Annotated in this window: 18 protein-coding genes, 1 tRNA gene and 1 pseudogene; 11 read left to right on the forward strand and 9 right to left on the reverse strand. The window is 41.4% G+C overall.

The window, feature by feature from the left end; translation table 11 throughout:
* From F6K49_RS05460 to F6K49_RS05475, 4 genes are all read right to left on the reverse strand, one after another.
* Complete coding sequence (locus F6K49_RS05460) at positions 1-369, reverse strand: hypothetical protein (RefSeq protein WP_293094826.1); 369 nt, start codon at positions 367-369, stop codon at positions 1-3.
* A gap of 9 nt (positions 370-378) precedes the next feature.
* Entirely contained in the window at positions 379-651 is a 273-nt protein-coding gene (locus F6K49_RS05465) for a hypothetical protein (protein ID WP_293094829.1), read from the reverse strand.
* Between the two features lie 169 nt (positions 652-820).
* A complete protein-coding gene (locus F6K49_RS05470; protein ID WP_293065563.1) occupies positions 821-961 on the reverse strand; it encodes a hypothetical protein in 141 nt (46 codons plus the stop codon).
* Positions 948-3026 carry a dynamin family protein gene (locus F6K49_RS05475; RefSeq protein WP_293094833.1) on the reverse strand — a complete coding sequence of 693 codons (2079 nt, stop codon included), beginning with the start codon at positions 3024-3026 and terminating at the stop codon, positions 948-950. The genes F6K49_RS05470 and F6K49_RS05475 overlap by 14 nt, the downstream gene beginning before the upstream one ends.
* Before the next feature lie 548 nt (positions 3027-3574).
* On the opposite strand from F6K49_RS05475, the gene F6K49_RS05480 reads away from it, so the two are divergent.
* The 5 genes from F6K49_RS05480 to F6K49_RS05490 all read left to right on the forward strand — a co-directional run bounded on the left by F6K49_RS05480 (position 3575) and on the right by F6K49_RS05490 (position 5665).
* Positions 3575-4228 (forward strand): hypothetical protein, encoded by a 654-nt coding sequence (locus tag F6K49_RS05480; protein ID WP_293094836.1) that lies wholly within the window; start codon positions 3575-3577, stop codon positions 4226-4228.
* Between the two features lie 83 nt (positions 4229-4311).
* Complete coding sequence (locus F6K49_RS53205) at positions 4312-4605, forward strand: hypothetical protein (RefSeq protein WP_366514125.1); 294 nt, start codon at positions 4312-4314, stop codon at positions 4603-4605.
* Between the two features lie 53 nt (positions 4606-4658).
* The gene (locus F6K49_RS53210; protein ID WP_366514126.1) at positions 4659-4856 is read left to right on the forward strand and encodes a class I SAM-dependent methyltransferase; all 198 of its coding nucleotides are present in this window, start codon (positions 4659-4661) and stop codon (positions 4854-4856) included.
* On the forward strand, positions 4857-5078 hold the full coding sequence (locus F6K49_RS53215) for a hypothetical protein (RefSeq protein WP_366514127.1): 222 nt from the start codon (positions 4857-4859) through the stop codon (positions 5076-5078).
* 278 nt (positions 5079-5356) lie between these two features.
* Positions 5357-5665 (forward strand): hypothetical protein, encoded by a 309-nt coding sequence (locus tag F6K49_RS05490; RefSeq protein WP_293071301.1) that lies wholly within the window; start codon positions 5357-5359, stop codon positions 5663-5665.
* Positions 5666-5982: 317 nt separating this feature from the next.
* On the opposite strand, the pseudogene F6K49_RS05495 reads toward F6K49_RS05490, so the two are convergent.
* Positions 5983-6252, reverse strand: a pseudogene (locus F6K49_RS05495) (transposase); the annotation flags it as partial.
* 296 nt (positions 6253-6548) lie between these two features.
* Between F6K49_RS05495 and F6K49_RS05500 the strand changes: the two are divergent.
* Together F6K49_RS05500 and F6K49_RS05505 are read left to right on the forward strand one after the other, a co-directional pair.
* Positions 6549-6857 carry a hypothetical protein gene (locus tag F6K49_RS05500; protein WP_293094839.1) on the forward strand — a complete coding sequence of 103 codons (309 nt, stop codon included), beginning with the start codon at positions 6549-6551 and terminating at the stop codon, positions 6855-6857.
* 743 nt (positions 6858-7600) lie between these two features.
* On the forward strand, positions 7601-7933 hold the full coding sequence (locus F6K49_RS05505) for a hypothetical protein (RefSeq protein WP_293094845.1): 333 nt from the start codon (positions 7601-7603) through the stop codon (positions 7931-7933).
* A 389-nt stretch (positions 7934-8322) separates the two neighbouring features.
* Here F6K49_RS05505 and F6K49_RS05510 read toward each other — a convergent pair whose 3' ends face one another.
* Positions 8323-11325 carry an AAA-like domain-containing protein gene (locus F6K49_RS05510; protein ID WP_293094848.1) on the reverse strand — a complete coding sequence of 1001 codons (3003 nt, stop codon included), beginning with the start codon at positions 11323-11325 and terminating at the stop codon, positions 8323-8325.
* Positions 11326-11727: 402 nt separating this feature from the next.
* Positions 11728-13092 (reverse strand): AAA-like domain-containing protein, encoded by a 1365-nt coding sequence (locus tag F6K49_RS05515; RefSeq protein ID WP_293094852.1) that lies wholly within the window; start codon positions 13090-13092, stop codon positions 11728-11730.
* Positions 13093-14054: 962 nt separating this feature from the next.
* Between F6K49_RS05515 and F6K49_RS05520 the strand changes: the two genes are divergently transcribed.
* Positions 14055-14954 carry an Npun_R2479 family HD domain-containing metalloprotein gene (locus F6K49_RS05520; protein ID WP_293071306.1) on the forward strand — a complete coding sequence of 300 codons (900 nt, stop codon included), beginning with the start codon at positions 14055-14057 and terminating at the stop codon, positions 14952-14954.
* Between the two features lie 115 nt (positions 14955-15069).
* Positions 15070-16074 (forward strand): zinc-dependent alcohol dehydrogenase family protein, encoded by a 1005-nt coding sequence (locus tag F6K49_RS05525; protein ID WP_293022043.1) that lies wholly within the window; start codon positions 15070-15072, stop codon positions 16072-16074.
* Between the two features lie 134 nt (positions 16075-16208).
* Here the strand turns inward: F6K49_RS05525 and F6K49_RS05530 are convergent.
* Together F6K49_RS05530 and F6K49_RS53220 are read right to left on the reverse strand one after the other, a co-directional pair.
* Positions 16209-16290 (reverse strand) — tRNA-Leu (locus tag F6K49_RS05530).
* A gap of 96 nt (positions 16291-16386) precedes the next feature.
* Entirely contained in the window at positions 16387-16485 is a 99-nt protein-coding gene (locus F6K49_RS53220; RefSeq protein WP_293022106.1) for a DUF427 domain-containing protein, read from the reverse strand.
* 265 nt (positions 16486-16750) lie between these two features.
* Here F6K49_RS53220 and F6K49_RS05535 point away from each other — a divergent pair, with 265 nt between their 5' ends.
* Positions 16751-18208, forward strand: a complete 1458-nt coding sequence (locus tag F6K49_RS05535; RefSeq protein ID WP_293022041.1) for a zinc ribbon domain-containing protein — start codon at positions 16751-16753, stop codon at positions 18206-18208.
* Between the two features lie 638 nt (positions 18209-18846).
* The gene (locus tag F6K49_RS05540) at positions 18847-20376 is read left to right on the forward strand and encodes a reverse transcriptase domain-containing protein (protein ID WP_293094856.1); all 1530 of its coding nucleotides are present in this window, start codon (positions 18847-18849) and stop codon (positions 20374-20376) included.
* Positions 20377-20536 lie beyond the last annotated feature (160 nt).

Consider the following 20536-nt stretch of genomic DNA (forward strand, 5'->3'; position numbering starts at 1 on the left):
TTAATTGGAGATAATCGCTATTTTATTAACTCTTTTATAGTCTTTATTAAGATTAGAATAGTTGTCCAATTTCTCTCCAGAAAGCCAGGTTTTGACGATATCTACAACTTCTGCTGTAGCCTCGACAGTAATCCGAGCAACAGCGTTATCCCATTCCCTTTCATCCTGCCAATCTTCTAAATCAATTGCTATTCCATCACCATCTGTGTCAATCCAAATGTGTCTTTCTGGATAATTTAGGCTTTGGAAAGATAAGGTAGATAGACAGGCTTCAGCACGATCTGTTTCATAGGCTATTGGGATGATATCCCCAATCATTTGCCTAAGAGTTTCGGTAATATCATCCTTTGGATCAGTTCTCAAAGTCATCAGGTTACCTCATTTTTTTAATTTTTCTCTGTTATCTGTCAGTAGCTTGCGAATGTTTATCCCTGCTACTCTTCCAGCTTTAAGAGCTTCTTCAACTGTCATGGTTTTTGCTTCATCAGGAAGAACTTGGTTAATATTAGCTCTTCGGAATCTAGCAATATACTCTTGGACAGTGAGAAAGCGATTTTTGTAAAGCTGGCCAGTTATAGGTGAGTTGAGATTACCAAGTTTACATTGTTTAGCCCAATCCTCAAATTCTTTGTCTGGTTGTTCAACTGCCACTGGGCAAGGATTACTATAGAAGTATACAATATCAATTATATACCGATTCAGATCTTCCGTAAATCAAGATGCTAAATACTGCACTAAATATAGGATAGTAGTTGTTATGGTTTTTGCTTCTATTATCGATTACCCAAGACTAATTATTACTCTTGGGTAATCGATAGTATCACGTTAAGCGATCGCATTGTAAGCGAACAGCTAATGCGCTACTTGAGGTGCCAAAAGCCAACGGCTGACCGCTGACCACTGACCGCTGACCGCTGACCGCTGATAGCTGAATGCTTACTAGAAGGTTAAGCGATCGCATTCACAAAATTCTGATAAGCGCTCTCAACATTCTGGGCTTGGGAGGCGACATCAGCCTCTAACTGTTTCAACCGAGCTAATTCTTGCTCCCGATTAATTTCATGAGATTCTTTTTGCTTCATTAAATTATCTAATTCCGCTTTGCGAGCTTTAATATCATCATCCATCCGCTCAGTTACTTCCTGCTCATACATATCAAAACATTCTTTGATAGCATCATAAATTGGTTGCCATTGCTCTTGTGCTACCTGAGGCAAATATTTCACCAACTCTTTTCTAGCTGCTTTCACCAATTCCTTACGAGCTTGATCGGCTTGCACGACTCCAACTCCTAATCCTAATAAGGCTAGACCCACTGGTCCGAGAGCAATCCCAGAAACATAGGTAATGATGCTACCAATTCCCATGACTGTGATGAAATTCAGCACAATATTTTTCCAATCGAAACCAGCTCCAGCCATGGCGACTCCTGCTAGATTACCTCTAGCTAAGGAAAATAATCCTGCTGCCCATTTTGCCCAAGCGGGAGCGTTATCTTCTGTGGTGTAGCTACTCACCGGTCTTACGGTTTGTCCGGTTAACTTTTGATTAATTTTATCCGTGACTTTAGTATAGGAAGCCCCGTAGGTTACCGCACTGCGAGATAGCTGTTCAAAGGCAGCATCCATCTCTTTTTCAGCCGTCTTACTCCACTCTGACAATTTATCATTAATATACCGTTCAAATGCCTGTCTCAACTCGGATTCAAAGGCTTCTCGTTTGCCTGTACTCAAGAAATCCATAAATCGGAGTTCAGGTTGATAGTGTAAAAAATCCGACTCAAAGGTATTGCCTAAATTTAAAACATAGGTACGAAAGGAATCTGCGATCGCTTTCGCTTTACTATCACGAACAGTTTTAATTTCATCCTTGAATTGCTCACCAATATCCTTGAGTTTATTAAATTCTGGTTCAACGGAATTAATCCGTTCCTTCAATTCATTTAAATCTTGCTCTAGCAAGGGGATGCGACGTTCAATAGCTTCATGAACATGGTTACTACCTTGACGGGCTAAGGTTCTCGCTTGTCGTAATTCAGAAATAGCTCGTTCCTTCGTTAAAAATGTATTGAGTGCTCCCATAAACTCTGGAAATCCTGTGCCATCAAGAGACACGTCTGGATTTTTAACTCGCTTGCGCAGGGCATTTATTGCTGATATTTCAAACACTCGTTCATCATAGATATCATAGCCATCTACCTGACAATAGTCTGCCAAGTTAGCCTGAAATACTCGCCTTAGTCTATCTTCAGCTTCTTCTAATTCTTCTGTATCATCCGGGTCAATCAAACTTTCCCGAATCTGGTCCCAAGCATTAATTAGAAAGAAAACCGTTAATCCCCGGTCTTTTAGATAATTTTCTAGATAACGACGTTCCCCTAAAGTACAGGGCTGAGTTGCTCTGAGGACAAACAGGATAGCGTGACAATTATTAATGTAACCGAGGGATAACTCATTGCGCGCTTCCGTATCATTCAGTCCTGGACTATCTACAATTTCAATCCCTTTTTCTAGCAATGGTAAGGGATACTCCACCACGGCATGACTAACATTCGGAAACGCTAACTTCTTCTGTTGTTCCAGTCGCTTTGCTTCAGCTGGATCGATGGTATAGCGATGCTTAAAGGATTTAAAATCAATTTCTTCTGGTGGTGTGTCATCATTAAAGTACACTGTCACCTTCTTTTGAGCACCATAGCGTAAAACTGTCAGTAAAGCTGTGCAAGGATTGACATCACTGGGGAGTAAATTCTCACCAATTAAGGCATTGATAAATGTACTTTTTCCCCGCTTCATATCCCCTAATACCAGTAGTCGGAATCGCCCCTGCTGTAAATTTTTACTAGCTTTAGAAATATCTTCAATATCTCTATCCAAGCCTAATTTACCAGAATTTTGCTCCCCTGCGGATTCCGATTGTTCTAGTATATTACTGATTTGACTCAAGTAACTAGCTATTTCACCACGCACCGTGGCAACTCGATCGAGATCATTGAGAAAATTTGTGGTTTCGATTTTAGTACTCATATTTATATAGCGTTTGTATCTAGGTTGTCAACACAAGTATTGTAAAAAAAGGCAAAAGGCAAGAGGCAAAAGGCAAGAGGGGCAAGAGCTCCGTAGTTTTATTGTCCAATAAAAAAAACCTTCTAGGTTTACATCTCAAATACAAACCCTATAGTATTTATATTTGAGATGTAAAGATAGGAGTGATAGAAAAAGGGAACAGGTAACAGGGAACAGGGAACAGGAAATAGGGAAGAGTACTCAAGATATCGGAGGAGTTTTTGGTGTTATGCTAAATTAGCTTCATGATCTATTTAGAAATGCTATAGTTTGAGTTTAGCTAATTAATGGTTTCAACACTCTCTACTCCCTACTCCCTAGGGGAGCATGTAACTTTTGTTAATCTCTGATTTAGATCCCCCTAAATCCCCCTTAATAAGATACGGCTGGCGAAATTAATATTTGTTTACAAAAGGATGAGCAGATGTGGAAAAGATCCTTTGTTCGTAGTTGGTTTGGGAGTTACAGTTGAAACAATTGTATCAGTTATCAAACTGAGGAGTTGCNCCATGGAACAAGTGTCTGGGGTGATTGGTGCTGCTCCCCTCTGGCATCGGATTATGTTACACCTGCATCAATCTCAAGAACCTGCTCCGTTTCAAGCTCCTCCCGGTTTAGTCCAACGTCCAGTGTGCGCCCTTTCCGGTTTGCGTCCCACTCCTGCTTGTCCAACTGTTGTCCAGGAATACTTCTATCCAGACGACCTCCAGGATTACGAACGTCAATCCGATACGTTTTATCAGATGACCAGTGTTGGAACTAATCAGCAATCGCCCCAGTACATCGTTAATTTACCTGATGAGTACAACGAGTGGTTAGCAAGACAACCGCAAGGAAATCTAGCGCCAGGGAAACTAAAAATTTTGTCTCCTCGGGAGGGGGATTTGTACATGCTATACCCTACTGAATCGGATCAAGATAGCAACAGTGCTGTTCAACGGCTAGAGTTCAAGGTGGCTGGGCTAAAGTCTGAGTCGGTCGAGTGGTGGTTGAATGGAGAAAAGCTAACTAGCAACTCATCCAATTCCTTCTTTTGGCCTCTGGGTCCTGGTGATTGGACATTGGAGGTAAAAAGCGGTGACATTAGCGATCGCGTCACTTTCAAGGTGCAGTTAGCGGAAAATCCACCAACTCGCCGGGGGTTTTCTATTGCTGGCCCTTAGTAATTTGTTAATTGTAAATAGTTAATTGATAATTTACCTGCATCCATCGCTTATATCGGGGAGTTTCAGTGGTTCGATTTTTTATGGCAAATTTCAGGAAATATCTGTTGGCAGCTGCGATCGCTGTCTTACTCATCCCAGTACTGATACTAACGAATTATACCTATACTCGGCAACTAAAATCAAACATCAATGCTAGTGAAGTCTATAAAATCCGCTCTTTTCATAGCAAAGATTGCATTGGCAAATTCTATATGGGTCGAGAAATTGCTAAAGTGATGGGACATCAGGGAATGTTGTGGCTGGAACGCCCTAGCAGGGAATCCCAAGAGCCACCTTCTGTAGTTATTGATGCTCTTAATTTAAGACCTACATAACTGTTGCAGATATTGGAGCAGGGACTGGTTACTTTAGCTTCCGATTCGCTCCGTTGGTACCGCAAGTAAAAGTATTATCAGTAGACATTCAGCCAGAAATGATCGACGTCATTGACTTTTTGACAGAAGATAACCATGTTAATAAAGTCGAAACAATATTAGGAAGTTTAACTGACCCTAAAATTCCGGAAAATAGTATTGACTTAGCCTTAATGGTAGATCTTTACCATGAGCTTGAATATCCCCAATAAATGATGGAATCAATTGTTAAAGCTCTCAAACCAAGTGGGAGAGTCGTGCTGGTGGAATATCGAAAAGAAAATCCACTTATTCCTATTAAGGGCTTGCATAAAATGACTCAAAAGCAAATTAAAAAAGAAATGGAAGCTGTAAATTTAATTTGGCAAGAAACCAAAAATGATTTACCGAGCCAACATTTGATGGTGTTTCAAGTTAGTGACAAGTCATTATAGCAGTTCTCAATTAGGTGATATACTTTCATTCTGGGAGTAGGGAGTAGGCAGTAGGGATGCATCTCTACTTGATTAATTCTTACCTCTTGCCTCTTGCTCTTTTTTAAGGAATTATGTTCAAATCTTAAATTTAAGTTATATAAATTAAATTTAAACTAACAAGTTTTTTTTGAATAGGGTGTCAGTGATCAAGATCAGACCAGAAGTTGATTTAGATCACAGACAATTACTCAAACTATATTTACACTGAAGCCAATTAATTCCAGAGGAATAAGTAGGTGCTAGAAGACTTAAACGATATTGAATCGACTCTAAAACAGATAGCTGATAAAGTCGAGGCTGGACTAAAGCCAAAATTTAAGTGTAATGTTGATCAGAACAACATTAATGTTAAAGATCATAACAGCTGTTATGAAAAAGTCAAAGAACTTGGCTATAAGGAGTTAATTGTGGAAAATGATGGTTGTATTGGAGCCCCAAATCTATATCGCTATAAAGTTCTTGATAATGACGAAAAGAAAGTCGCTGAATTTTATACATTAAAAGGGGTTAAGGACTATTTAGATAAAAAAAATAAAAAAGCTTAAGTTTGTGGCTTTCTTGATAAAAACTTGGTGGTAATTTGTATTTACAGGACTTTTGTATATACAGTTTCATCAAGATTTTAATCAAGGAATACAGACATTTTAGATACTGCTAGCGAAATATAAGTTAACATCAAAAAAAATGATTTTGCCGTTGATTAAGTTGTAAAACTATAAAATGTTTTTCGACAATTACACGGAATATCAATGCTTTCAGGATGTTAAGAAATGTTTCGCCAGCAGTATCATTTTTCCGGGGTTTTGCATCTACAGTTTAACCACCAAACATGACCCTTAATTAAATATAGCGTTTATAGGACTCATGAGGTACAGTAACAACAATGAGTAAACCAGTTATGAATATTTTCTTGAGTCACCTTCAGCATTGCGGAGGTAATCCCATCAATTAAATCTTTATAGGTTCTTGCTCCGATTTTTTTCAAAGTACTTTTAACTTTTGAGCAAAAATTTTCTATCGGTTAAAATTCCGGAGAGTAGGGGGGTAAATAAACTAGTTTAGCTCCAGCTTCTTCAATCACTTCTCTTACCATTTATCCCACATTAATTTGGGCATTATCCATAACAACACAGGCATCTGGGGGGGCGACAAGCGCCCCCCCAGGCAGTAGACAGTAGACAGTAGACAGTCAACTGTGGTAATACATCGCTAGTTGATTAACTCTTGCCTCTTGCCTTTTTTGAAGAGATTATATTCACTATTCAAAGAAAAATATTATAGCTTACATTGAGAGTAAAAAGTTTTTTTTTTGAATAGGATATCGGTGATCAAAATCGGACCATAAGTTGATTCAGATCACAGGCACTTACTGAAACTCTATTTACATTGAATGAAATAAATGAAATTAAATTCCGGAGAAATAAGTAGGTGCCAGAAGACTTAAACGAGATTAAATCGACTCTAAAACAGATAGCTGATAAAGTCGAGGCTGGACTAAAGCCAAAATTTAAGTGTAATGTTGATCAGAACAACATTAATGTTAAAGAGCATAACAGCTGTTATGACAAAGTCAAAGAACTTGGCTATAAGGAGTTAATTGTGGAAAATGATGGTTGTATTGGAGCCCCAAATCTATATCGGTATAAAGTTCTTGATAACGACGAAAAGAAAGTCGCTGAATTTTATACATTAAAAGGGGTCAAAGACTATTTAGAGAAACAACCTAAAAACGCTTAAGCCTCTGATAATCTTGATTTGAAATTGGTGATAATTTGTCTTTTCAGGAGTTTTGCATCTACAGTAAAATCAAGATTTTAATCAAGAAATATGGACATTTTTAATTCACTGGACTTTAGACTAAATTTTGGGATTTAACGAAACTTCATAAAAAGTATAGGACTTACGCAAATCCCTCAATTTAAATCTACCTGTAGGGTGGGCAAAACCTTGTCCACCCTACCCATGGAGTCTGTGCGTAAGTCCTGAAGTAATTAGGAATTGAAACCCATGCCTCAAGCACCAAAGAGCGTTTGAGATAGTCTTGGGTGATTTGATTATAGCGTTTATAGGATTTATGAGGTACACTTTTCAACCTCAAAGTCCCCCTTGATAAGGGGGACCAACGGAGGAGCCCTTTGTACCTCATGGCATATAAAATTGCTATATTTGTCTTTTTTGCCGAGTTTGGATTAGGGCTGCATTATCCAAACTCTTCAACTCGTCTTGCGTACACACAATTCCGTTATAGCACTGCCTAAAGACAAGTGCCTTAAAAATTGCTGTAATGACTATTTATCAAGGGTTTCAGTTGAGTAAGTCAATGTGACTACTCAAGGGAGGCAAGTTTCTGATAAACGAGAATTAGTCTAAACTCCAGTGATAAAGATCAGAACAAAAGTTGATTTAGATCACAAACACTTACTGAAACTCTATTTACATTGAATGAAATAAATGAAATTAAATTCCGGAGAAATAAGTAAGTGCAAGAAGAGTTAAACGATCTTAAATCAAGGGTAAAAGCTCTAGAGGAAAAAGTTGATCATAAAGCTGATCAAGTCGAGGCTGAAGAAAAACCAAAATTTCAGTGTTATGTTGATACTAAAAAAATTGATGTCAAAGAGCATAACATCTGTTATGACATACTCAAAGAACTTGGCTATAATGACTTAATTGTGAAAGATGATGGTTGTATTGGACCCCCAGGTCTATATCGGTATAAAGTTATTGATAACGACGAAAAAAAAGTCCATGAATGTTTTTCATTAGAAGGGATCAAGAAATTTATAATAAAAGAACAGAGGAAAAAGGCTTAGAGGATATCTGAAAAGTTTTTTATACTGAATTTTGCCCCCCTAACCCCCCAACTTTGGGGGGAACAAGAGTCAATTTGCTTGTAAAAGTCCCCCAGAATTGGGGGATTTAGGGGGCTTGGATGTAGCAAATGAGACTTCTCAGACAACCTCTTAAGCCTCTGATAATATTGATTATAAATTGGTGATTATTTGTATTTTCATTAATTTTGCATCTACAGTTTCATCAAGAGTTTAATCAAGAAATACAGACATTTTTGATTCAGGGATTTTGCATCTACAGTTTTATACCCAAACATGACCCTGAATTAAATAATTTAATTAAATAACTGGGTTCTAATCCAAATTTATCACTTAATTGAAGCCACGTCATCTCTAATTATGAAATAATTTCAACCATAAAGATTGCCGACCATAGACACACTACGCACTAGCTTTTGCTGCTCCTGTTTTTGTTTCTCATCGCCACTATCATTAATAATTACTAGGATAGTAGAAATCTGATTAACATCAGAAGCATCAGGACAAGAGATAATACATAGATTCACACTGTGCTCTGCTTGAGTATTATGGGATACTAAGGTTTGAGCTGAATAATCTTGCCGACGTTCTTCTTCATTATTGGCCACTAATGCTAGATCGAACCATTCGGCAAAATTACCTTCTTTAATGTGGAGCAAGTCCCGTAAAGACTTCTCCTCAATATCTTTTAAACCAATAAAATCCTTAGCATGATCATTGGCTAGGATAATCTGACCGGTTTTATTGGTAAAAATTACACCACTAGATACATTAAAGACTAAATCTCGCTGCTCTAACTGTTGTTGCTTGACTTTACTAAACAGCTTGGCATTTTGGAGCGCTACACCCGCTTGAATATTAAATGCTTCCATCAAGTCTTGATCCCTACGATCAAAACTTGCCTTCCAGCAATCGGGAGGGTTAGGCCAATCGGCGGGATTGTATGGGGGAAAATTGCCCTGCTTCTTTTTATTGACTAATTGGGTAACAGCAATTAATTCATTATCGGCATTAAACACAGGCATCCCTAACAAACTACAGGTGCGATAACCGGTTTGACTATCAGTTTGTTTGGCAGTTTCTGAATTGGGATGGTCATAGAGATCAAACGGAATTATCAGTGGCTGTTTAGTAGTAACAACTTGACCAGCAAAGCCAGCTCCTTTGGGAATCCGAATTTCTTTTAATGTGCCATCAGCAACCGTTATTTTTGTCCATAATTCATCCTTTTCCTCATCTAACATCCAAACTGTGCTGCGATCAGCAGACATTAGCTCTTGAGCCTGATTCATCACTTTATTCAACGTTTCTTCTAGATCCAAGCTACTTTGACCCAGAGATTGTGTCGCATTTATCAATGCTGAAGCTATTCGTTGTTTCTGAGCTGCTTTATAAAATAAGCGAGAGGATTTAAGAATCATTTGAATGGAGCGGGCGAATTGCGCAAAAAGTTCTTCATCCTCTGGGGTAAAGCCTTTTGTATTAATTTTATCAGCTAAGGGCGCGTCTAAAACCGGCGGTTGTTTTAACTTATTGAGTAATTGGACAACAGCCACTAAATCTCCGTGTTCATCCAGTAAGGGTAAAGCCAGCATGGTATAAGTACGGTATCCAGTTTTGGTATCCCATTGCTTAGCAGTATTAGAACGGGTATCGTCATATAAATCGTAAGGAATATTGACAGTTTTCTTAGTTTGAGCAACATAACCAGCAATCCCTTTATCCGCAGGCACCCGAATCTCTTCTGAGTCTCCTCCTTCCCCCTTAGCCACAATTGACCAGAGTTCATTTTTGGCTTCATCTAATAAAAAAATAGTCGTGCGATCCGCCTGGAGTATCTCTCCAGTTTTGAAGGTGATAGACCGTAACATTTCATTGAAAATGGAATCAAACCCTTCTCTGTCGATCAGAGTATCCATCATGGATAAGGTTTGATTAAAAACTCGTAAGTCTAATTCAAGGTTGGAAACAATATGTTTAAAACTTTCTGGGGTCAGGTGTTGAAGAGACTCATAGATAGTTTCCTTAGTCGTAGCCGCTAGGGCTGGATTAAGTTTCCCTTGTCGTCTGGCTTCTGAATACCGTTGAATTTCTTCTAACGCCTTTTTAAATTCTCGCTTTTCCCATTCTTGGCTAGTGGTCAAAAACTGATAATCTTGATGGCTTAAGCTTTTCCCAAGCGCCCATCTTAATGCATCCTGTAACTGTTGTCCTCGCAGAAGACAGGATGTATCCTGACAATCGGAGTCTAACCAAGCAGCAATTTCATTACTATATGGTCGCCAATTAGCTAACTCTTTATCTACCCAATTTTGGTTAAAAACAGCTTGATAAATACGGTTATAACTTATTAAGTTTCCTTGCTCTTCAACCACTAATCCCGATAGCCGCAATTCTATTTGCTCAGAACTGTTATCAGAAACAATTTCTCCTTGTTGCAGAATTTGCTGATACAATCCCAGTAATCGCCCAACCCGTTGCTGATTCTTAAGAAGACGATCACGAATAGTTTTCAGATGCTCCGGATTATCATGAGATTTCCAATCATCAATCACTTGCGATCGCACTAATTGGTCAACCCACTCTGACTCACCACCTGTGGGGATAGTAGATACAGAATCCAACAAGAGTTTACAAAGCTTTTGGGTCAAAAAAGGTTGACCTCCACTCCAGTACAAGACCTGTTTCAGGACATCCTGGGGATTACTAATTTTTCCTTGTAATCCTTGCGCTAATCCCTGGGCTTCGTGCAACTGAAAGCCATATAGCTGAATCGCCTGACCAATATTAAAGGGTGTGCGTTTTTTATCTTGAATTAAATCTGATGGTGTTGCTACTCCAAGTAGCGCAAACGTAAGGCGTTGGTATTCTGACTTATCCACACGTTGGTTATAGCAGGCGCGAATAAAGGCGAAAAAATCATCAGTTGGGAAATCGAGACTAAGAACGCTATCAATTTCATCAATAAAAATTACAATATTTTGAGTAACTTGCTGGAGCAAAACCTCTTCAAGAAATTCTCTCAATCGCCGCACCGCAAATATCATTTCTCGCTCGCGCCACCAAGTGCGTAAATTAATATCTAGCTCGAAGTCTCTAGCCAGAGAGCGGACAATATTGGCATACCATTGATCGAGAGTGACATGCTGAGTACCATCCATGGATAAATCAATTACTGCACAGGCAACCCCATCCGCTTCAAGTCGGCGCATTACTTGCACTCGTAAGCTAGATTTTCCAGTCTGTCTTGAGTTCAATACATAACAAAACTTTCCAGCCTTCAATCCTTCATATAAATCATTATCTGCTTGTCGCTTAACATAGGTAAGAGCATCGGCTGGTAAAGTCCCTGAGTATATATATTCGTAGGTCATTTTATTTGTTAACTGTTGTTCGCGTAGGGTGGCCTTTTGGCCAAGGTTTAAGGTTGACGGTTTAAGGTTGAACGCGCACGCGTGGCCTTTTGGCCAAGGTTAACTGTTTAAGGTTGAAGGTTAACTGTTTAAGGTTGAAGGTTAACTGTTTAAGGTTGAACGCGCACGCGTGGCCTTTTGGCCAAGGTTGTTCGCCTTTGGCGTCCGTTGTCGGGTAGGTTTAAGGCTTAAGGTTTAAGGTTTAAAATTTAAGGTTGAACGCGCACGCGTGGCCTTTTGGCCAAGGTTGTTGGCCCTAGGCGTTCCCTTCGGGTAGGTTGAAGGTTGTTCGCCCATGGCGTCCCAATTCCTGTAAGTTTAAGGTTTAAGGTTATATGAAGTATGGATTCTGAACTGACCCACTCAGCACTCAGGCTCAAGCCGCTGCCAAAGGCGATCGCAAAAATACTTATGATATAAATCACAGCGAGGCATGACGCTATTCCCTTGCAACTTTACTAACCCCATGCTATATAACTTAAAGGCTTGCTCCGATGGGATAGTTACCCAGCTGTGTGCTTGAACCACTTTCTCCAACGCAGTTTCCAATTCTGGAGACTGTTTGAGATTTCCTAGGTGGCGTCGCAGATGGTCACTGAATGGTCCGGCTTCTGTGGGTGCCACCTCTAACAGTTGCGCTAGGGTAATATGATGATATTTAATATAAGCTAAACCTTTCCGCAACAGATAAGGATGTCCTCCCACCATCGCCATCAGTTCCTCGACTTGTCTGGGATTCCCATTCAGTCCATAACGTCTGACTAACTCCTGTACTTGCTCTGTGCTAAACTCTGGCAACTCAATTTCCAATCCGACATTAGCCAGTGGTGAGTGATTGATATCCAAGGAGCCATAAATTTCTGTAGAATGTACTATCACCAACCGGAGTTTTTTCCAGATAGCGCTACTGCGATCGCCCCGCCTAGCGATGTCATACCAACCACGGAGAAGGCGACAAAAATCATCAGCAATAACGGGGTGTTCAAACACCAGATCAACTTTATCTATAACGAGCACTATCTGGCTTTCAATTTCTGCCAATAAATACTCCTGAAAGTAATCTGTGGTGTTACTATTACATCCAAAAATATCATCCCAATACTCATCCAACTTATTTGACAGCCCTAGAGTCTGACCAACTCTGGCACAGAACCACCGTGAGAATTTGCCGAGGTCCCTATAGACGGTACTATCGGCTAACTCAAAGCTTAAGGTCACAGCTTGATAACCTTGCTGCCTGAGCTCAGCCAGAACTCGTTCAATCACGGAGGTTTTGCCCATCTGCTGGGGTGCTTTGATCCGAATTAGAGCACCAGGCTTGACAATTGCCTCTAACAACTGATCTTCATAAGGAATGCGCTTGACATAAAAGTCAGCATAGAGAGGAACTGGCTTTTGTTGCCCTTCTGACTCTGGCATCGGTGGGACGATGAAAGATTTATATTTACTTAATAACTCTGGATTGACTAACTTAGGCTGATATTGACTAAATAGGTCAATTAACTGATTTCGGAGTGAGTAGTGTTCACCTGGTGCATTCCTCAGCTCAAATTTCTCACACAGCTGCTGCACATGTTTTCTGACAGTAGCTTCTGTGATGTGTAGCGACTTAGCGATCGCTTGATCGCTTTGGCCCGCTAACATTTTCTTCAAGACCTCTCGTTTACGAGGTGTTAGCTGATCAAATGCTACAGTCAAATCTAGTTGATTCAATTTTTCTAAGAACATCTCAGTCTTGCCGATAGAGATTTTGAATAATTGGTTTTGTCCCCTAGACATAGCGTTTAGGTGGTTATCAAGATGCACCAAAAAAAGATAGTATTTATGCTAATTTTAAACCAATCCTAACTAGCTTATCGAAAAGCTGAGCTAGCCATGGGTTTGTGAAGATTTTTACACAAATTATGGATTAGACGTGGCTTGTGAGCCTTTTTCCACAAATTACCCTGATGTCTTCAACGCAGTATAAAGTTTGATTAATGGCAATCAAACCTATACGATGTTATAGATGTCTCAGTACTCTTTTGCCTTTTCCCTCAAGCTAAAACCCTGCGTCTGATGGCACTGAGTACTGGTAATATCATATCACTCCCTGTTGCACTTGTATTACCCAAAATTGGGAGCTTGATGGGTTGTGTTGATAAAGCGATCAACTTTTAGCTATCAGCTATCAGCTTGGTAGATACCTGATCCGAAGTGGGTGAAAACTTGACAAACCTAAGGTTAATACCTCGCCCCTTGTGCCGAACCTAACAAAGCTAAGTGCCTCAGGGCGAATGCTGAGGACTTTGATCTAGCGTTGATCTATATATAGGGATTGAGAGCTGCAAAACAAAACGTCGTTAGTAGTTAGTCAGACCAATGGCATTGCTGAAGGGCGGAATTAATATCAGTGGGGTGGGCATCCTGCCTGCGAAATGAAACGGGCAAGATGCCCGTTCCACGGCAAGATATCCGTTCCACAGGTGCGACCCGTGGCGAATTTAATTCTTAATGGGTCAAGCGCACCTAAAAGATGCCGGTTCCACCAAGATGCCCATTCAAAAAAACTATTAAAATCATTGCATAATTAAGCAATACCAGACCAATTAACTAACTACTAACCCCTAACCCCTAACCTGAAATCCCCCGGATGTGACCGTGGGGATGATCTGAAATCTAAATCAGGAGTTGCTGATATGTCTACTATGATGTTTAATCCTACCGAGATAATCATTGATACCTGTGTTAAAAATCTAGAGACAGGTTTCCACAGCACTTACGGCAGCCTTAAATCAGACTACTGTGAGCTGATTACTTGGGCTACCCACATGGCTCTGGAAAATATTGCTAATAGTGACGCTCTTTATCACAACATTGAACACACCGTCCTAGTCACCGTAGTTGGACAGGAAATCTTGTGGGGTAAGCACATCTGCGAAGGGAGCGTCTCCTGTGAAGACTGGTTGCACGTGATTATCTCCTTGTTGTGCCATGACATTGGCTATATCAAAGGCATCTGTCGCCAAGACCAACCAGACCAAGGATTGTATGCCACAGGAATAGACAATTTTATGATTACTCTCCCTACAGGTGCCACTGATGCCAGCCTTACTCCCTACCATGTAGACCGGGGTAAGCAGTTTATTGATGAACACTTTGGTAATCACCTGCTGATTGATACTAAGCAGATTAAGCACAATATTGAATTAACCCGTTTCCCAGTACCTGATGATCAGGATCATCAAGACACGGTTAACTATCCTGGTTTAGTCAGAGCAGCAGATTTGATTGGTCAGCTGGCTGATCCCCGCTACTTACAAAAAATTAGTGCCTTGTTCTACGAGTTTGAAGAAATCGGGAAAAATCAGATTTTAGGCTATCGTAATCCCGGTGATTTGCGCCGGAACTACCCAAACTTTTACTGGAATGTTGTCTATCCTTATATCAAACCCGCATTGCCCTACCTAGACCGAAGCCTTTCTGGTAAACAAATCCTGGCTAATCTCTATGCCAATGTCTTTCGAGTAGAACACCAATCCCAGCCTAAAGCAATCTTCAGCCATCCCTGTCGCTATAGTCAAACTACAGCACAATTATGTACAGCATGATCACTGTAAAAGGCAAATCATCAAGGCAAATCATCAATGGCGGTTTTGTCTAAAGTTAATTGAAAATTGACCATTGATCATTGACAATTAACAATTAACAATTAACAAATGACCAATGAAAGCCATTTTAATGACTGCTCCTGGTACACCTGAAGTGCTACAACTTCAGGATGTACCAGCTCCCAAAATTAAAAACGACACAGAAATCCTGGTGCGTCTTCACGCTGCTGGTGTTAATCCCATTGACACCAAACTGCGGCGTAGAGGCACCTTTTACCGTGACCAAATGCCAGCTATCCTAGGCTGCGATGGTGCTGGTGTGGTAGAAGCTGTTGGTGCTGGTGTCCAGAAATTCCAGGTGGGTGATGAGGTATATTTCTGTGCTGGGGGATTAGGATTATCTGGTACGGGTAACTATGCCGAACTAGCCGTTGTTGATCAGTCCTTAGTTGCCCACAAGCCTAAATCCCTCTCCTTCCCTGAAGCGGCTGCTGCTCCTCTAGTACTGATCACTGCCTGGGAATCATTGTATGACCGAGGACGGTTGGAAGCAGGACAAAAGGTGCTGATTCAGGCAGGTGCTGGTGGTGTTGGTCACGTTGCTATTCAGCTAGCTAAGCTCAAAGGTGCTGAGGTTTGTACTACTGTCGGTTCTCAAGAAAAAGCTAGATTAGTGCGTCAGTTAGGTGCTGACTATCCTATCCTTTACAAACAAACTAGCTTTGTGAAAGCTGCCTTGGATTGGACTGGGGGAGAGGGAGTAGATTTGGCGTTCGATACTGTGGGCGGTAAAACCTTTTATGACACCTGTGAAGCAGTGCGGGTATATGGCGATATTGTGACTATCCTCCAACCAGACCCAGCCGAAGGTAATTTGAAGACAGCGCGATCGCATAATTTGCGCATCAGTCTAGAACTCATGCTCACCCCAGCCTTGAAAGGACTCACTACAGCTCAACAGCACCAAACCGAGATTCTCCAGCAGTGTGCTAATTGGATTGATGAAGGTAAACTGAAAATTCACCTCAGCCAACGGTTTCCCCTCAAAGAAGCTGCTGCTGCTCACAACGCTATCGAAGCTGGTTCCATGACAGGTAAGGTGGCACTAATTATCCGCTAAAGACAATAGTCACTAATACAACTAATCCCTAATAATTGCTTAAGGGTTATTGGTTTCTGTAAACCTATAACCCTGATTTGCTTAGGTGCGCGCCTCCTAGGGCGAGTAAATCGCTCTTGGGTCACACCTTTAGATGCGGACGAAAGGACTTGAACCTTCACGTCTTGCGACACTAGAACCTAAATCTAGCGCGTCTACCAATTCCGCCACGTCCGCGTACCTTGCGATTTAAATTATAGCATATATTTTAGCTTTTATTGCAACTGCTGGGGAAAATTTTCCCAAATCCCCCTTAAAAAGTCCCTTTATCACCTACACCTCAACTCTCACCCCGCCCCGGAAAGCAATATACCCTTCAATGGGTTTCGCCTTCTCCTTGGTGCTCGGGTAATACCAGGCTGCATAGCTTATTCAAAAGCACCATCTGTAGCACCATCTGTAGCCCATAGGCTGATACGCGACACGCTGATAGCACCATCTGTAGCACCATCTGTAGCCCATAGGCTTACCTGCCATAGATGATAATCGCAATTGAAGGCTAGAATCCAGTCAGGAATAGTTGCCTCGCAATTAAACCCCTAAAAATAGGTATAAATCGGTATTTAATCCTATAAAATGGACATTGACATTTGACTAGCGCTAGAGTATCATTGAAGTAATTGACTCAGGTTTGACGATGCCCAAAAAAGTAGGAATGACCAAGAAAATATCAACCCAGATTGTCCCTGTAGTAGGGATGACTGAGTCGGTTGAACTTGAGTTGTTGTCCACGATGAAGAAATTGGGCATTGTCAGGTCTGAATCCTACAACAAGCTAGGCAGCATAAGTCATTGGGAACTTGATTGGAAAAAAGCTTACCCAAAAGTTAGGAGTTTTAGGACTCCTGAATCCTTGGGACTACCTTCCAAATTGATGGAATGGACTGTAAGCGATGTAGCCAAAGCCATTACGGCTCAGCAGGCAGCTTGCACCGAAGCGGTAATTAAAAAGGTTTACAAAAGGTTTCCTGGAAAAGATAACCAGAACGAACGGAAGGAACTTTGCAAACAACTTAAGACTTTAGCCTTTCTGGACACGCCACTTCTCCACAGACTTGTTAGGAAGGAGTTTCAGCGGGGACATTCTTGGGGTAAAAACCAGATAGTTTATCAACAAGTAGGTTATAAGTGTAAAAAGCTTTCCCGTAATACTTACCAGTTAGAACTAGCTGGACTCACTAGAGGGAAAAGGAACAGGATAGTTGTTAGGTCTAATCGTACAATAAAAGGCCAGATCAGACTGATATATAACCAACTTTTGCCAAGATTTGAGATTCACTTTCTAGTAGATCATGGAACTGTAGAAATTAAATCTGAACGTCGGAGTCTAGGAGTAGACAAGGGTTACACTGAGGCTTTCTATGACTCAGAGGGGCAAGCTCACGGAAAAGAACTAGGGGAAGTAACCACCCAGAAACAGAAACGAATATGTGCAAAAAACCGAAACAGAGGGAAGCTTTGGGCACTTCATAGAAAACTAGAAAAAATCGACCAGGCCAAATCAGCTCGAATATTAGAAAATAATCTGACCAGAAAAACCGAAAATCGCCGCTACAGAAAAAATCAATCAGAACTGACGGCGATAATAGGAGCAGCCTCTAAGTCTCTTTTTAATGGGGAATCTTTAAAGGTTTTTGCGGAAGATTTAACACAACCGTACCGAAATAAGCGTCAGTCTAAGGCCGTGTCCCGCAAACTCAATAGTTGGATGAAAGGAGTTATGCGGGATTCTTTGCAGAAATGGGCTGATTGGACTGGCTCGGTTGTCACAGAAGTTCAACCTAGTTACACGTCGCAAATTGACTCTAGGAATGGAACCCTGTTGGGGAAAAGGACTGGGGACAATTTTACCGGATTTGATGGGGTCGTGTTACAGGCTGATTGCAATGCTGCCAAGAACATCCTTGCTCGCGGTACCGACAAGGAAATAACTCGGTACATGAATAAAACCGAGGTTCAAGCAGTGTTGTTGCGTCGTACCGCGCGTTTCTTGAAAGGGATGGGGCTTAGCCTGCTAGATGCAGTCGAGCTTGGTTGGCTTGATTGTAAGCATACCTTGGCTAAGGCTTTCAAGCAACTCCTCAACGGGATTTGAGGAATGCCTAGAAAGACGGGTGGAAGGTTCAACTCCAATTACTGTATAACCACCCCTCACTCAGGCAACAATAGTGCGGCTCGTTCTTACTAGGAGCCTCGGGAGAACCGAGGGGTATGAGTAAGGGGATAAACGAAGGGAAACCTTCCAAAATCCTAACTGTCCTACGGATGTGAGTGAAAACCTCACCCCTGAGGAGAACAGGTGACTCCCTACCTGGCCACACCGAGACAGACGGCAATCTGTCAGAGTGAAGCTGGCAACAGGGCGCAATCAGAGGGGAAACAGATACCTAAACACTGGCGCTAACGGGGAGGCGACAAGAGTAAACAAGTCCTAGAAAAGTGTCTTAGCCTGGAGCCACAATCTGAGAGGAACATCGTGTGGACTTCATCCTTTTATTCTCACAGCGTTATTAATTGTGACAGCTGTAAACTCCGAGAAGAGGATAGGCAAAGTGGACTGCTCTAAATCGCCATAACAATCTAAAGGATGGAACGAGTAAAAACACCAGCGAAATAAAGGTCTGAGGACAGGTCGTAACCTCAGTAAGTTATGCCAAACTTAATCCCTACTGGTGGGTAAGATGTGACCGGAAACTGGTCACGGGGTTCAGAAAATACAAATCAATGAAGAGCATGGGTAGACACAGACAAAAATCTAGTGACCTTTGGAAAAAGCAGGACTGGAAGCAATTCCAGAAAAACCTTTTCCGCCTACAAAGAAGAGTATTTAAAGCAGTTCAAGCTGGAGATTTGAGGAAAGCACGGTCTCTACAGAAACTGATTCTAAAATCTCGTTCGGCACAGTTACTGGCTATCCGTCAAGTAACACAATTAAATCAGGGTAAACGCACCGCCGGAGTCGATGGGAAGACAGCCCTACGACACCAAGAGCGATTCAAGCTACTAAAAGAACTGAACGATTATGTCCACGTCTGGAAACATAACCGACTACGTGAAATACCAATCCCAAAAAAGAACGGAAAGGTAAGAATTCTTAAAGTACCTACAATCGCCGATAGAGCATGGCAATGTCTAGCAAAATACGCTCTCGAACCAGCACACGAGGCAACCTTTCACGCCCGGAGTTACGGGTTTAGGACTGGACGCAGTGCTCACGATGCCCAAAGACAGATAGCAAACCACTTGCAATCTAATAAAAACGGCATTAACAAAAGAGTAATCGAACTAGACATCAAGAAGTGCTTTGACCGTATCTCCCACAAATCCATTATGGACAGGTTAATTGCTCCAGCAAGTCTAAAGACCGGGATACACCGATGTCTAAAGGCAGGAGTCAACCCGGAGTTCCCTGAACAAGGTACCCCGCAGGGAGGGGTGGTCAGCCCACTACTTGCCAACATCGCACTTGACGGAATAGAGGAAATACACCCAAGCGTCCGATACGCAGACGACATGGTGATTTTTCTTAAGCCAAAAGACAATGCAGAAAAGGTCTTGAATAAAATCAAAACCTTTCTGGCCGAAAGAGGAATGGAAATCAGTGAAGAAAAAACCAGGCTAACCAAAACGACAGATGGATTTAACTTCTTGGGCTGGTACTTTCGAGTCCAATATGACGGAAGATTTAAGAGCTACCCCGCTAAGGAGAATCTCAAAAACTTCCTAAAGAAAGTAAAAACCATAATTAACAGCTCGAACTATGGTGCAGAAGTCAAAGCAAAGAAACTGGCACCCATTGTAAGAGGCTGGAGAAACTACCATAAATGGTGCTGCATGGAAGACTCACCTAACAACCTATATTTCCCGATGAAAGCTGCCGAAAGAAAATTCCGAAAGCAGAAAACAATAAATCGGTATAAATCAAAGAAACTGTTAGGAAAAGCCTTTCCAAAAGTACCATGGAAAGAAAACGGCCACACAATGGTTAAAGGGACTAAGTCCCCATATAACGGAGACTTAGTCTACTGGAGTAAGCGAAACAGCAAACTCTACAACAATGCAACCTCGACAGCTTTGAACAAGCAAAACCATTCCTGCGGATATTGCGGATTAAAATTCATCAATGAAGAAAGAGTACACTTACACCACATTGATGGGAACCACGACAACTGGAAGGAGAACAACCTCATGGCCGTTCACCAAAGCTGTCACCAATATATCCACGGGGGCAAGTCGTTCGCGAAGCGTCGCCTTTGGCCGTAGGCCACGCTGCGCGAACGGCGATAAGACTAGAATACCCAGGAGCCGTATGACGGGAAACCGTCACGTACGGATTTGAAGGAGAGGTGCTCCGGGTAATACCGGACATCGACTCTAATCATTGCACCTTGACCGTTTTGTACGGGTTTATCCCGATTAATTA

Source organism: Moorena sp. SIO3I6, from assembly GCF_010672095.1.